The following is a 12,684-nucleotide window of genomic DNA, read 5'->3' as shown; positions in this document are numbered from 1 at the left end:
CAGGGCATCGCGAACGCCCGACCGCTGCACCCCTTGCCTCGGGCGATCACCGATCCAGGGCAGATCGCCCGCCTCGACATACGTAGGCGTGAACGCCTGGGCGGCATCCTTCACGAGTACGAACACGCCGCGTGACCTGGGCGGACGAGGTTTCCGGCAAGGGCAACGTGTAGCCCGGTGATGCGGTCGCCGTCGATGGTCAGGGGCAGGGAGAAGGGCGGTGTGTCACGAAGGCGCTGGCCCCACATGACGCACGAACACCATCATTTCGGACGATCTGCAACGTCCTTCTACCGCGGACGTCAGAACTCGAGGACGTACTTGACCCCACCAGAGCGGCCGCCCGCGACCTGGTCCGCGATCGCGGCGCCGTCCTTGATTGGTGTCGTCTGGACGTCAAATCTCAGTTCGCCGGAGGCGGCGAGTGCCGCGAGTTCGCCGAGTGCACGTCCGTCGGGCTGCACGTAGAGGTCCGAGGTGGTGATTCCGCGAATCGGGTCGGGTGCGTCCGAGGTGATGGAGGTGAGGCGGCCTCCGTCGGTGAGCAGTCCGATCGCGTCCTCGGCGGTGCCTGTCGCGGCGATGAGGACGGCGTCGAATCGGCGATCGCTCTTCTGCGCCCAACCGTCAGCGTGGGTGTCGATGACCTCGCTGGCGCCGAGGGCGCGGAGCTGATCGGCGCGGGCCGGCCCGGCACCGGCGACGATGTCGGCGCCCCGGAGGTGGGCGAGTTGCACGGCCAGTGACGCGGTGGGGCCGGACGCTCCGACGACGAGCAGGCGGGTGGTGGCGTCGACGTGGAGCTCGTCGAGGGCCTGCTGGGCGGTGAGCCCGGCGACCGGGAGTGCCGCCGCAATCTCCGGAGCCAGGTTCTCGGGCAGTCGTGCGACGTGCGCGGAACGGACTAGGACGCGCTCTGCCCAGGTGCCGCTGCCGCCTGGCAGGGGCGCTCGTGGACCAGCACGAGGTCTCCCGTGCGGAATTCGGTCTCGTCCGGGCCGGTCGCGGTGACGCGGCCGACGGCTTCGACGCCCAGAGCTGCGGGCGGAACGAGGCCGACGTCCCATCCGCCCGTGTGAAGCAGGGCGTCCCACGGCCCGATCCCTGCCGCGACCACCTCCAGGACGAGCTCGCCCGCGTCAGGCTGGCGGGGGTTCGGAAGGTCGAGGATCTCCAGAGCGCCGTTGGCGGCTCGAACACCGAGTCCGATCATGGTTCTTCCTTCTGTGTTGATTCTGTTCGTGCGTGTTTCGGGTTTCAGGCGGCCGGGTTCGTGCTCGGGTCCACGGGCCGCTTGGATTTCGGGAGTTTGTCGACCACGAGCCGGTAGGAGTCGGTGACGAGTTACTTCACCAGGTTCTCGTCGAGGCTGGGCCCACCTGCTGCCGTGATCCAGTGCTTCTTGTCCATGTGGTAGCCGGTCGTGATCTCTGCGTACTGCTCGCGCAGCCCAACGGCCTCGTCCGGATCGGCCTTCAGGATCACGACGGGGTGTCCCGGCATGTCGGTCATGAGCATGAAGACCTTGCCGCCCACCTTGTACAGCTCCCAATTCGGGCCGACACGGTGCTCGAACGTCACGTCCGGCAGCTCTGTCGCGTACTCGTTCGCGACCTTCTGGAGTTCCTGTCCGTCCATAGCTGATCAACTCCTCTAGCGATCGGTTCGCCCGGGCCGGGCCGCTCAGGCGAAGGTGAACAGACGCTCGGGCTCGAACCGCGACACCGGAGTCTTGTACTGCTTCGCCTCGTCGGGGTAGCCGAGCGCGAGCAGCACGGTGGTGGTGTATCCGGTCGCGCGGATGTTGAAGGCCTTGTCCACGCTGATCGGGTCGAAGCCTTCGAGCGGCATGGCCTCGACGCCGAGCTCGGCGGCTGCCATCATCGTCAGACCCATCACCATGTAAGTCTGCTTCTCCATCCAGTGGTAGGTGTCCTTGTAGCTGTATTTGCGCAGGCTCACGAAGTCGCGGGTCATCGATTCCCACCGCTCCTGCTTAGCCTCATCTGCGAACCGGCCGTCGGCGCGCTCCTTGGCGAACACCGCTTCGAGGTGGTGCTCGGGCACATCGGCCCGAGTGGTGAGGATGATGGTGTGCGAGGCGTTGAGGATCTTCTCGGCGTTGTCCTGGAACCGCTCGCCGAGGTTGGCCGCCAGCCGCTCCTTGCCCTCCTGACTGGACACGACGTAGAAGTGATTCGGCTGGATGTTCGTCGACGTGGGAGCCGAGCGCAGGAACCTCAGCAGCTGCTGAAGAGTCTCATCCGGGATCGTCTTGCTGCCGTCGAAATACCGGCTGAGGTGCTTGCTCATGAGCTTGTCGAGATCCATGTCATCGTGCTTTCTGTGCGTGATGAGTTGAGGGGTTGTAGATGGTGAAAGTCGGATACGGCTAGGGTTTGCGGGCGAGGAGTTCGCCCACCCGGTCGAAGCTGATGCCTGTCGTGGCCGAGGCGATGTCGCCGGCCTTGAGCGCCGTGGCCGCCTGTTCGAGAGCACCCATCGCATGCGTGTAGAGCGCAGGGCCCAGGCTGATGCGCTTGACCCCGGCCTTCTGCAGTTCAGAGACGGTCAGCACCTGGTCCGCCGGTGAGATGAGAACGTTCACGGGTGTCGGCGCGACGGCGGTGACGATCGCGACCAGGGACTCGAGGTCGGGCGGGAACGGCGCGTAGAGCACGTCGGCGCCGACCTCGGCGAAGGCCGTCAGCCGTCGGATGGTGTCATCGAGGTCAGGCCGCCCCTGGATGAAGTTGTCGGTGCGAGCGGTGACGACGATGCGTCGCTTCGCCGCGGCGACCGCACTGCGAACCCGGCCTACCGCGTCGTCGAAGTCGCGGATCGGGTCATCGGGATTCCCGGTGGTGTCCTCGATCCCGATGCCGGCCAGCGCGTGCGCGACGGCACTGTCCACAGTCACGGCGACGTCCTCGGCGGTGACGCCGTAGCCGTCCTCGAAGTCACCGTTGACGGGCAACCCCGTGAGCCGGCCGAGCAGCTGTGCGTGGTCGAGATGCTCGTCGCGGGTGATGCTGTGGCGTCCGTCGATGCGGCCGAGCGCGGCCGCCAGGGCCGCCGACGACGTGCCGATGGCCTCGAAGCCGGCATCCGCCAGGACCAATGCCGACACGCCATCCCAGGCGTTCGGCATGACGAGGCCCCCTTCTCGGGTGTGCAGTGCCATGAACTTCTCATAGAGCTCAGAACCGGGCATGTCGTTCCTTTCCGGTGCGGTCGATCAGGGCGAGGGTTCGACCGGTCGGGCCGCTGTTCTCGCGAGTTTGGTAAGCGCTCATGCGAGGTCGGGGGCCGGGATGTCGACGTCGGTCAGGTTGACGTTGTTGAGGTAGTTGGTCAGCAGTGCCCGGACGACCAGCGTGACGATCGCCAAGATCTCCGGATCGGTGTACCCCCTGGATGGCCGCGAGGTCGGCATCACTGACCCGTCCGCGCGTCTCGATGACCCGCTGGGCGAAGCGAGCCACCGCAGCCCGCTTCGGATCGACCGAGCTTCCCGCCCGCGCCAGCTCGATGTCCTCCACGGACATGCCGCCCTTCAGGGACCCGGCCGTGTGCAGCGCCAGGCAGTAGTCGCAGCCATCGGCTTCGGACACGGCCAGCGCGATCGTGTGGCGCGTCCTCGCGTCCAGGAGCCTGCTCGCCTTCGTCTGCACCGTCATGACGAGATCGAGGACGGTCGGGTTCGACGCGAGCATGGTGAACATGTTCGGTACGAAGCCGAACTGCGCGCCGACCTGGTCAAGCGTGCTCCGCACGTCGGCGGAGGGCTCATCGGCAGGAAGAACGTTCAGGCGTGGCATGCGAAATCCGCTCCGGTCCATGTGGGTGGTGGTCGGTAACCGACCTGGGTCAAGTTTTGGGCTGCGTAGCCCACTTCCTAGATACAACACTACGCAAGACTGGGCTGTCAAGCCCACTTTGGTTAAGATGTGAATCATGAAGTCCACGACGACAGCGCCAGAGCCTCGCCAGCTCACCGAGAAGGGGCAGGCGACGCGTGCCCGGATACTGGAGCACGCCGCCGCGCTCATCTACGCCGAGGGCGTCCACGCCACGAACAACGACAAGCTCCGGCGCGCCGCCGGCGTCAGCGGGTCGCAGATCAACCACTACTTCCCGACCAAGGAGAGCCTCGTCCTGGCGGTGATCGAATGGCAGGCTGAACGCGTCCTCGGGCTCCATCACAGCGAACAGTTCGACGGCTTCGAGAGCCTCGAGGGGTTTCGGAAGTGGGCAGCGTTCTATATCGGGTATGAACGCGCCTACCACGAAGGCTGCAGCCTCGGGTCGCTCGCCAGCGAGATCATCAAGACCGACCTCGACGTTCACGATGAGCTTGCGGATGCGTTCGCCCAGTGGCGAGAGATCTTCCGCGACGCGCTCCTCCGCCTGCAGCGGCAGGGCCGTCTGAGCAACGAGGCCGACCCCGAGCAGCTCGCGAGCCTGCTCCTCGCCGCGTTCCAGGGCGGCATGCTCCTCGCACAAGTCGCCCGGGACATCTCCCCCCTCAGGGACGCCCTGGAAGCCGCTCTCGACTACATCGAGACCTTCGCGATCCCACACGACACATAGGCAGCTGGAACCGAATCCGCCGCTCGAGTTCCCTAGATCGGCCGTCCATCATCGGCGCATCCCTGACACCGATGCCGAGGGCGACGTGCGGCTCCGTTGCATTGAGCGTTGGCAAGATCGAGGCAGACTTGAGCAATGAAGTCATCGACCCGTCCACGCTCGTGGCTGCCGCCGACGTCAGCGTTCGCTGGCTTCCGGTTCCCGACCGAGGTTATCGTGGTCGCGGTGCGCTGGTATCTGCGGTTCAACCTGTCCTACCGTGACGTTGAGGAGCTACTGGTCGAACGCGGCGTCGAGGTCGACCACGTCACCGTGTTCCGGTGGGTGCAGCGGTTCACCCACTGCTGGGCCACGCCGCCCGGTTCCGCCGGCATTCGCCAGGCGGCAGGTGGCACGTCGACGAGACCTACGTAGGTCAACGGAGTCTGGCGGTACGTGTACCGGGCGGTCGACCAGTACGGGCAGGTCATCGACGTACTGGTCTCAGCCCGCCGTGACGCCAACGCCGCACGGAGATAATTCTTGCGCCGGGCACTTTCCACGCTGAAGGTCAAGCCCACCGAGGTGGTCACCGACGCCGCCGGGGTCTACCCCGCCGTCCTCGACGAGTTGATCCCGCGGGCGTGGCACCACGTCGAGCAGTACGCCAATAATCCGATCGAGGCTGATCACAGTCGGCTCAAACATCGGTTGAGGCCGATGCGAGGGCTGCGAACGGACCAGACAGCGCAGGTGATCATCGCCGGACATGCCTTCATGCAGAACCTTCGGCACGGCCATTACGAACTCGCCGTCGACGCCCCGCCGGCTACGCGGGTCGCGGTTGCGTTCACCGCACTCGCACAGGCGATCTGAGCGGCGGGACCCGGCACGGGTTGAACGCCGTCCCCGGTCCCACAATGCAACGACGCCTCTCAGCGTTGGGCGGAGGCGTCACGAAGGAGGACGCCAGCGACCTCGCCTTCCGGGCCGTCCCAGACTATGCCGTGCGGCTGGCCGAGAAGCGGTGGACGTTGGAGGTTGCCCGCAAGCCCCGATTCATAACGTCGGATGCACCCCTGGTGCTGTGGTCACCGCCGTCACCACGTGACGCCTATCGCGGGATAGGAATCAGGAGAGCGGGCTCCGTTGCGTTGACTGTTGGCATGATCGAGGCAGGCTGGAGCAGTGAAGTCGTTGACCCGCTCTCGGCCGTGGCTGCCTCCGAAGTCGGCGTTCGCCGGGTTCCGGTTCCCGCCGGAGGTAATCGTCGTCGCGGTGCGCTGGTATCTGCGCTTCAACCTGTCCTACCGGAACGTTGAGGAGCTGCTGGTCGAACGCGGCGTCGAGGTCGATCACGTCACCGTGGTCCGGTGGGTGCAGCGGTTCACCCCGCTGCTGGCTGACGCCGCCCGATTTTGCCGCCACTCACCGGGCGACCGGTGGCACGTTGATGAGACGTACGTCAAGGTGAACGGGGTGTGGCGGTACGTGTACCGAGCGGTCGACCAGTACGGGCAGGTCATCGACGTGCTGGTCTCGACCCGCCGCGACGCCGACGCGGCCCGGCGGTTCTTCCGACGCGCGCTGTCCACGCTGAAGGTGACGCCCAACGAGGTGGTCACGGATGCGGCGCCGGTCTACCCCGGCGTGCTGGATGAGCTGATCCCGCAGGCATGGCACCACGTCGAGCAACACGCGAACAACCCGATAGAAGCCGATCACAGCCAGCTCAAACACCGGTTGAGACCGCGGGCTACGAACCGACAAGACAGCACAGGTCATCATCGCCGGACACGCGTTCATGCAGAACCTGCGCCGCGGACACTACGAACTCGCCGTCGACGCCCCGCCGGCAACGCGCGTGCCTGCGGCGTTCGCCGCCCTCGCCCTGGCGATCTGACCGCGAACCGACACGGGTTCACCGCGTCCGTCGATCCCACAACGCAACGGCACCTTCGGGCGCTCAGGTCCAAAATCTCGACCACATGAAGCGCGGTGGTATTACCCAACCGGCGGCCCGTTTACGTGAGGCTTGAGCGTGGAAACCTAACCTTCCGTGATACGGGCAGTTTCACCACGTGCCGGTGACCGTCGACGCCATGCTGAAGGGTGGGTCCATCGCCGGGAGCTGCCGTGGCGCACACGTGTCAGGCGGGCTGTCGCAATCGCACCGCCGTCCCAAGAGCATTGTCGATCAGGTACCGCCAGCGTCCATCCGCGCCGCGGCGCACGACATCACTTGCCGAGCCTTCGACGTGTACGTGCTCGCCGTCGGGACCTGTGCCATCAATTGACCAGTCTACCACGATCTGGGCGATATCGCCGGCAACGAACACATGGCGCGCCTTGGCCTCCAGCGGCAGACCGAGACTGATATCGCGCTGGAGTTCGGCAGCGATCTCGGTGGGATCAGTGACGGGTCGCCCGTCTCTCGCGACGAACACGACCCCCGGCTCGAACTGGGCCATCATTGCGCTGACCTTGCCGGAGTTGAATCGCTCAACCAGCGACGCGACGACGCCTTCGGGTTCAGTGGCGAGTGGATAGGACTCCGACATTTTGCCCTCCTGCTCGTGTTGGTTGAACTGCGATGCGGCGATTACGACTCAGCGCTCCGTCGATCTACCCAGGCGGCACTGACCTAAACTCAAGGCCGTTTGGTGATCAATGGTTCCGTTTTCGGCTGGGGTGGGGGGCTTGGAATCGGGCGATGACGGGGGCGTGGTCGGGGACGGTGGCGGGGCGTCGGGTTTGGGTGGATGGGGTGATCGAGCCGATGTCGTCGACGAGGCTGTCGACGCTGGCGAGGCGTAGCCGTAGGTCGCGGGAGACGAGGATGTGACCGATGAGTTCGCCTCGTCCTTGATAGATGCGTGAGTAGGCCGGCCGGGAGGTAGGAGCGGGGCGAGGTTGTACAGCCTTACGGGGTCGCCCTTGTCGGGCCGGTCGATATCTCCGTCGTCGGGGCCGGCGAGCAGGGTGGTGGTGACGGCGTCGGGTCCATCGTTGAGGTCCCCGCAGACGATGGTGGGCATTCCGGGTTCGCCGCCGGTGGCGGAGGCGGTCATGACCTTGTTTAGCCGCACGCGGACGGCGACGGCTTCGGCGGCCCGCCGCAGCAGGGCGTATCCGGCGCCGCGGGCGCGTTCGTCTTCGTTCTTCGGGTACCGGCGGTTGTCGGGGTAGGTCAGCAGTTTTGACTTGAGGTGGCAGGTGATCAGCCGCAGGCCGCTGCCGACGTCGACGTGGACTTGAAGGGCGCCGCGGCCCATCCGGGTGAGGGTGGTTCCGTCGACGTCCGGGTACCGCTGGCAGGCCGGCGTCAGGAAGTTTGACGACCTGGTCCTCGACTGTGACGGGGTGGGGCGACAGGACACCGACCCGGATGGGGTGGTTGCCGGCGGGGGGATCGGCGAGTTGGACCTGCCAGGCGCCCGCTGCGTTCGAGAAAGCTTCGCGCCAAGAAGCCCCTCGGGCAGCCGGGCGAGCAGCCAGACCGGCGAGCGTGGGTGGACTGGGTGTGCGGGTCCGGGATCGAGCTCGGCTATACCGAGCGGACCGGGGCGCAGTCAGTAACGGGAACGGACTCGCAATGCGTAGGCCGACGGTTCCATTCCGTTGGGCCGCTCCATAGGAAGGCCCGGGTCACGGGCTTGATCGCCGATCGTGACCCGGGCCTTCTTCATACCGTCGAACGGCAGCCGATCTCAGGGCCCGGTGGCGCTCGCCACCCCGCTCTCGTTGACGGTGAACTGTCCGCGCGGGGCGCCGTTGAAGGTTCCACTCTTGATCCACTCGATCAACGCCGCCTTGAACGTGGAATGGGGACCAGCCCAGGGAGCACCGGGGGTGCCGCCGTAGGGGGTGCCTGAGGTGGGGGTGCAGCGTGTCCCGGAGCAGCCCTCCCACAAGAAGGTGTGGCTTCCGCACGCAACCTTTACCAGCACCTTGTTCGTCATCTGGGCGGCGTTGTAGATGGCGTCCGCGTTCGCTGGCGACGTCGGCGGAGCGTCCTCAAGACCGTGGATGACGAGCGTGGGTGGGGTCAGCTGTGCTGCGACTTCGGTGTTCCAGCCGTAGCTGGAGAAAACCGGACTGCGGGCGACGCCTGTCGGGTGCCCGGCGATGTTCCCTCCCCACTGGGCGCCCACAGGATCCTCCTCCCGGTTCTGCGCCGCGACCTGGTCCCGACTGCCCGCGACCACACGGCCGGTGCACGCCGCCTCGCGGTCGGGCGGCAGGTTCCCGGGTCCGCCACCGACGAAGACGTGCAGCGGGAAGGTAGCGAAGCTGCCGCCCGGCGGCGGCGTCTCCTCGGTGTCGAAACCGAAGAGCGACGCCGCGAACACGACACGGTTGACCTTGGCGATGTACTGGTCGCTGTGGGGAAGGAGCGGGTTCGGGTTACCCGCGTATAGCGTCCGGCCGACGAACTGCGCGCCAGCCGAGTAGCCCACCAGGGTTACCTTGCCGTCCGACGGCTGCGCCCGCGCGATGGCGTCGTCGATGACCTGACGGATGTCGCGAACGAAGGTGTCGACACGGGCGAACCGGACGTGGCTCGAGTGCGCCCGCAGCTGTCCGCCGAGCGGATTGGTGAACAACGTCGGATCCTGCGCCGCCCCCTGCTGATTGAGGGGGAAGACCGGGACATGCGTGCGATCGCACCCCACCGGGTTCGAGCAGGTGATGCCGTCCGGGTTGTAGGCGGGCAGGCTTGCGTTGCCCGGATCGTCCAGGCCGTGGGCGAAGCGCGTCGAGCGGCCGTAGCCGAGCAGGTTGGGGGCGAAGGTGTCGATCCCTGCCCGGGCGAGCGCCTTCTGCACGCTGAGCTCGCCGCCTTCGGGGGCGGGTTGTCGCAGGTCGAACGAGGTCGGGCCGTAGTTGGTGCGGCCGTGGATCAGCACCGCGGCCCGGTTGGGCACCGAGTGGCACTTGCCGTTGGCGTAGACGGGCTGGACGCGATGCACCTGCAGTTCGGCCGAGAGCCCGTCGAACTGCGGGTCGGGCATCAGCCCGGCGGGGACCGTGAACGGCAGGAAGTGATCGCTGACCTGCACGCCGGTCGGCGCCTTGTCGCAGCCGGCGGCCGACGACGCGGAGGGCGGCGGAGTGAGTACGCCAGCGAGCGCGGTTACTGCGACGACCGTGAATGCCGCCCCTCTGAGTCTTCGCTTTGATTTGGACATGGGGTCTCCTTAATGGGAGCGCTACGCGCGGTTCGCGTAGTCGTGACACCTGGCCGCACCGGCCTAATTGCGAGGGCGGGGCGCGGGCGCGTCAGAGCAGGATGAAAAGGGCCGCGACGGCGACCAGCATGCGGGATTTCACATCGGAACGTTCCTGAGACGCGGACTTTGCGTTGGATAAGGAACGGTGCCGCTTCCGCAAATCGGGTCGCGATACGCGCCGAGCGGCATCGGTGGTCACTGCCCCCCGCTGGTTGTGGATCCCACGGAAGGTTGTGTCGACAAGAACTGCGAAAGGGCGTTGACACAGGTCGGTTGTCAACGACCGTGTCTCTACTTCTCGGGTCCTTTTACCCGGGCCGCCTAGTTCTGTCGACTCTGAACGCGCCACTGACGGTGCTCGCTTCGCGATGAGAAGTCAACGCACGAACTTTCCATCAACTGGCTGATAGGATGGCAGCGGCCAAATGCTACATCCGTGGCAAAAATGAGGAGGCCCTGATTTTATAGCCTTCTCTAGTTTCCGACCGTCATGGGCCAAAAATGCGGAAATTGCCGACCAAACCTCCACGGTGATGCAAGCGCAAGCTCACTCGGAGATCTTGTCACGCGACCGTCCAGGTGTCCATAGTGAAGGCCCGCCTGCCAAACGTTGGGCAAGAGGAGCAGGCGGTGGACCAGCGCCGGGGAACCGACTCGTAATGCGGCAGATCCCATTCATTCGTTGTGCCTGATCTGCGCCCCGGGTCCGCTCCCGCTGCCCGACGATGGCGGGGGGAGGGACGTACATGAGCGGCGCTCGCGGCCTGGACGGATGGGGCTGGAGGGAGTGAGCACGGCCCGGCGGTGGGAGACGTCGCCAGGTGGGCCCGTGCTACGCCGGCCTGTCGCCCCGATGCTGGCCGCGCCGGTCGACTCCGTGCCCGAGAGTCCGAATTTGATCTATGAACCGAAGTGGGACGGGTGGCGGGCGCTGGCCTTCCGCGGAGCCTCGGACGTCTACCTGCAGTCGCGGGCCGGCAGGAATCTGACGCCGTACTTCCCGGACATCACGCGGGCCGTGCGGGCCATCGTCCCGCCCGGTGCGGTGCTCGACGGGGAACTGGTCGTCTGGGAGCGCGGGCGGACGAACTTCGCCCTGCTGCAGCGGCGGGTCACCGCCGGCCGACAGCTGCTGCGCGAAGCCCGCGAGCACCCGGCCTACTAACGTCGCCTTTTGACCTTCTCGTCGACGTTGGCGGGGAGCCGGTGCTCGATGCGCCGCTGGTCGAGCGGCGTGCCCGGCTGGTGCGGCTGCTCGCCGGCGCCCCGCCGCAGTTGGCGGTCACCCCGCAAAGCGCCGACCTGGTCGAGGTCAGTGAATGGCTGACCACCTGGACCGCGGCCGGCGTCGAAGGGGTTGTGATCAAGCGGCTGGACAACCGGTATGAGCTTGCCCGGCGAGGGTGGGCGAAGTTCCGGGCCCGTGCCACCAGGGAGGCGATCATCGGCGGCGTCACCGGCAGCATCGGCAACCCCGACACACTTCTCCTCGGCCGATTCGACCGGCGCGGTCGGCTGCGCTACACCGGCCGCACGCACCCGCTGGCCGCGCCCCAGCGCCAGGAGCTGGCGGGACTGCTGTCCCCGCCACGCCCAACCGACCGCCCTGTTGTCATCCATCTCTGGCCCGATCCGCTGCCGGCTGCCTGGTCCGGCCAGTTCGAACGGCCGGAGCCGCTGCGCTACGCCCAGGTCGAGCCAACCGTGGTGGCCGAGATTCAGGTGGACACGGCCTACGAGCACGACCGGTGGCGTCACCGCGTCCGGTACGCGCGGCCCAGGCCGGACCTGTCGGTGTACGACGTGCCCCTGATCCTCGACGAAGGCGAAGACCTCTTCTCCGACTACGCGCGCATCGCCTGACTGACCTCACCCCCTTTTGCCACTACAGAAGGGCGCCGTCGCCTGGTCGTGGTGCGCCCCGGACATGGAGGGCTAGGGGCCGGACCTGACCCGGCTCTACCAGCACGCGCGGTGGGATACGGCAGCGTGGCGCTGGGCGCGGCGGCGGGCGGTGCTGCTCTGCCGTGGGGTGCTGTGCGGAGTCCGGGCCCAATCGAGGAGCTGACCAAGGCGGCGCAGCGCTGGTGCGCCGAGCAGGGCTACGAGGTGGTCGGCGAACACGTCGGCGCGATGGGCTGGCGGGCGGCTTTCGCCGACGTCGACGAGGGCTTGGCCGACCTGGTGGTGGCGCCGTCGGTGGAGCGGCTGGGCTTCGGTAGACAGGTGTTCGAGCGGATTGCGGAGGTGCGCGCGTCGGGCGGCGACGTCGCCGGGCCGGGTGTGCGGTCGACGCGGACGCCACGGTGGTCGCCGAGGCGGTCGTCGAGCAGAAAGAGGCGTGATGGAGCGAGAAGCGGATGATGTTGGCGTGCCCGCCGACGAACGTGAACGAGCTGCTGGAGGGCATGGGCGCCGTTCGTGCCGACGGTCGACCACAGCCTGGCCCCGTGCGTGGACTGCGGCGCGGACGTGTGGATCGGCCCGAACCAGCGCCTCGTCGCGGTCCGCGCCCCGAAGGCGACGCTGCTGCTGTGTATGGCGTGCGCGCTGCCGGGGTCCATTAGCTCAGCGTTTGCCTGTCGGATCAGTGACAAGGTGACTACTCACCGTTGACAGGATGCTTCCTAGGCGGCCACCGTCGATGGTGTCGGTGGGCATTCGCCCGGCGGGCAGGGTCATTGCGTTGTCGGGATGCTGCTGGTCACGGCGGTAATGAGGTCGTGGGGGCGGCGGTTGGCGCGGCGGGTGGCGCGGGCGATGTTGGCCTCGCCGTTGCTGCGGTGGTAGCCGATCGAGGTGTTACGCAGGGTCGCGAGGACGGCGGGTCCGGTGCCGGTCCGGGCTTGGTGGAGATCTTCACGGAAAGTGACGTCCC

General features: G+C 67.0%; 14 protein-coding genes and 2 pseudogenes. 6 read left to right on the top strand and 10 right to left on the bottom strand.

Annotated elements, in window-relative coordinates; genetic code table 11:
* Nucleotides 1–302: 302 nt before the first annotated feature.
* The 6 genes from JNW87_RS25145 to JNW87_RS25120 form a co-directional block, all read right to left on the bottom strand.
* Complete coding sequence (locus tag JNW87_RS25145; RefSeq protein ID WP_238454513.1) at nucleotides 303–737, bottom strand: zinc-binding dehydrogenase; 435 nt, start codon at nucleotides 735–737, stop codon at nucleotides 303–305.
* A gap of 167 nt (nucleotides 738–904) precedes the next feature.
* Entirely contained in the window at nucleotides 905–1,213 is a 309-nt protein-coding gene (locus JNW87_RS25140; protein WP_238454512.1) for an alcohol dehydrogenase catalytic domain-containing protein, read from the bottom strand.
* A 131-nt stretch (nucleotides 1,214–1,344) separates the two neighbouring features.
* Nucleotides 1,345–1,638: an MmcQ/YjbR family DNA-binding protein gene (locus JNW87_RS25135; RefSeq protein WP_201749803.1), complete on the bottom strand. Its 294-nt coding sequence runs from the start codon at nucleotides 1,636–1,638 to the stop codon at nucleotides 1,345–1,347.
* A 45-nt stretch (nucleotides 1,639–1,683) separates the two neighbouring features.
* The gene (locus tag JNW87_RS25130; RefSeq protein WP_074311759.1) at nucleotides 1,684–2,331 is read right to left on the bottom strand and encodes a nitroreductase family protein; all 648 of its coding nucleotides are present in this window, start codon (nucleotides 2,329–2,331) and stop codon (nucleotides 1,684–1,686) included.
* 61 nt (nucleotides 2,332–2,392) lie between these two features.
* A complete protein-coding gene (locus JNW87_RS25125; protein WP_109803525.1) occupies nucleotides 2,393–3,214 on the bottom strand; it encodes an isocitrate lyase/phosphoenolpyruvate mutase family protein in 822 nt (273 codons plus the stop codon).
* Complete coding sequence (locus tag JNW87_RS25120; RefSeq protein WP_201749804.1) at nucleotides 3,201–3,821, bottom strand: carboxymuconolactone decarboxylase family protein; 621 nt, start codon at nucleotides 3,819–3,821, stop codon at nucleotides 3,201–3,203. The genes JNW87_RS25125 and JNW87_RS25120 overlap by 14 nt, the downstream gene beginning before the upstream one ends.
* 136 nt (nucleotides 3,822–3,957) lie before the next feature.
* Between JNW87_RS25120 and JNW87_RS25115 the strand changes: the two genes are divergently transcribed.
* The 3 genes and pseudogenes from JNW87_RS25115 (at nucleotide 3,958) to JNW87_RS25105 (ending at nucleotide 6,475) form a co-directional block, all read left to right on the top strand.
* Nucleotides 3,958–4,593, top strand: a complete 636-nt coding sequence (locus JNW87_RS25115) for a TetR/AcrR family transcriptional regulator (protein WP_109803526.1) — start codon at nucleotides 3,958–3,960, stop codon at nucleotides 4,591–4,593.
* Between the two features lie 135 nt (nucleotides 4,594–4,728).
* Nucleotides 4,729–5,448 (top strand): annotated as a pseudogene (locus JNW87_RS25110) (IS6 family transposase).
* Nucleotides 5,449–5,790: 342 nt separating this feature from the next.
* A pseudogene (locus JNW87_RS25105) lies at nucleotides 5,791–6,475 on the top strand (IS6 family transposase).
* A 247-nt stretch (nucleotides 6,476–6,722) separates the two neighbouring features.
* Here the strand turns inward: JNW87_RS25105 and JNW87_RS25100 are convergent.
* The 3 genes from JNW87_RS25100 to JNW87_RS25090 all read right to left on the bottom strand — a co-directional run bounded on the left by JNW87_RS25100 (nucleotide 6,723) and on the right by JNW87_RS25090 (nucleotide 9,764).
* Complete coding sequence (locus tag JNW87_RS25100) at nucleotides 6,723–7,133, bottom strand: DUF4440 domain-containing protein (RefSeq protein ID WP_109803527.1); 411 nt, start codon at nucleotides 7,131–7,133, stop codon at nucleotides 6,723–6,725.
* A 48-nt stretch (nucleotides 7,134–7,181) separates the two neighbouring features.
* Nucleotides 7,182–7,847 (bottom strand): hypothetical protein, encoded by a 666-nt coding sequence (locus JNW87_RS25095; protein ID WP_238454511.1) that lies wholly within the window; start codon nucleotides 7,845–7,847, stop codon nucleotides 7,182–7,184.
* Between the two features lie 435 nt (nucleotides 7,848–8,282).
* Nucleotides 8,283–9,764: a lysophospholipase gene (locus JNW87_RS25090; RefSeq protein WP_146231284.1), complete on the bottom strand. Its 1,482-nt coding sequence runs from the start codon at nucleotides 9,762–9,764 to the stop codon at nucleotides 8,283–8,285.
* Between the two features lie 871 nt (nucleotides 9,765–10,635).
* Here JNW87_RS25090 and JNW87_RS39745 point away from each other — a divergent pair.
* The 3 genes from JNW87_RS39745 (at nucleotide 10,636) to JNW87_RS25080 (ending at nucleotide 12,170) form a co-directional block, all read left to right on the top strand.
* Nucleotides 10,636–10,971 (top strand): hypothetical protein, encoded by a 336-nt coding sequence (locus JNW87_RS39745; RefSeq protein WP_255420255.1) that lies wholly within the window; start codon nucleotides 10,636–10,638, stop codon nucleotides 10,969–10,971.
* Between the two features lie 41 nt (nucleotides 10,972–11,012).
* Nucleotides 11,013–11,669, top strand: a complete 657-nt coding sequence (locus tag JNW87_RS39740; RefSeq protein ID WP_255420256.1) for a hypothetical protein — start codon at nucleotides 11,013–11,015, stop codon at nucleotides 11,667–11,669.
* Nucleotides 11,670–11,780: 111 nt separating this feature from the next.
* On the top strand, nucleotides 11,781–12,170 hold the full coding sequence (locus tag JNW87_RS25080) for a hypothetical protein (RefSeq protein WP_109805557.1): 390 nt from the start codon (nucleotides 11,781–11,783) through the stop codon (nucleotides 12,168–12,170).
* A 314-nt stretch (nucleotides 12,171–12,484) separates the two neighbouring features.
* Here the strand turns inward: JNW87_RS25080 and JNW87_RS25075 are convergent.
* On the bottom strand, nucleotides 12,485–12,684 hold a 200-nt coding region (locus tag JNW87_RS25075; protein ID WP_238454510.1), incomplete at its 5' end, for a hypothetical protein.

This window comes from Micromonospora sp. ATA51 (assembly GCF_016802855.1).
GTDB lineage: Bacteria > Actinomycetota > Actinomycetes > Mycobacteriales > Micromonosporaceae > Micromonospora > Micromonospora sicca.
This window is presented reverse-complemented; position numbering and strand designations above follow the sequence as displayed.

Excerpts from the sequence above, each read along its gene's own strand:
- JNW87_RS25140 (WP_238454512.1), bottom strand. The coding sequence starts at position 1,213 with ATGATCGGACTCGGTGTTCGAGCCGCCAACGGCGCTCTGGAGATCCTC.
- JNW87_RS25135 (WP_201749803.1), bottom strand. The coding sequence starts at position 1,638 with ATGGACGGACAGGAACTCCAGAAGGTCGCGAACGAGTACGCGACAGAG.
- JNW87_RS25130 (WP_074311759.1), bottom strand. The coding sequence starts at position 2,331 with ATGGATCTCGACAAGCTCATGAGCAAGCACCTCAGCCGGTATTTCGAC.
- JNW87_RS25125 (WP_109803525.1), bottom strand. The coding sequence starts at position 3,214 with ATGCCCGGTTCTGAGCTCTATGAGAAGTTCATGGCACTGCACACCCGA.
- JNW87_RS25120 (WP_201749804.1), bottom strand. The coding sequence starts at position 3,821 with ATGCCACGCCTGAACGTTCTTCCTGCCGATGAGCCCTCCGCCGACGTG.
- JNW87_RS25115 (WP_109803526.1), top strand. The coding sequence starts at position 3,958 with ATGAAGTCCACGACGACAGCGCCAGAGCCTCGCCAGCTCACCGAGAAG.
- JNW87_RS25100 (WP_109803527.1), bottom strand. The coding sequence starts at position 7,133 with ATGTCGGAGTCCTATCCACTCGCCACTGAACCCGAAGGCGTCGTCGCG.
- JNW87_RS25095 (WP_238454511.1), bottom strand. The coding sequence starts at position 7,847 with ATGGGCCGCGGCGCCCTTCAAGTCCACGTCGACGTCGGCAGCGGCCTG.
- JNW87_RS25090 (WP_146231284.1), bottom strand. The coding sequence starts at position 9,764 with ATGTCCAAATCAAAGCGAAGACTCAGAGGGGCGGCATTCACGGTCGTC.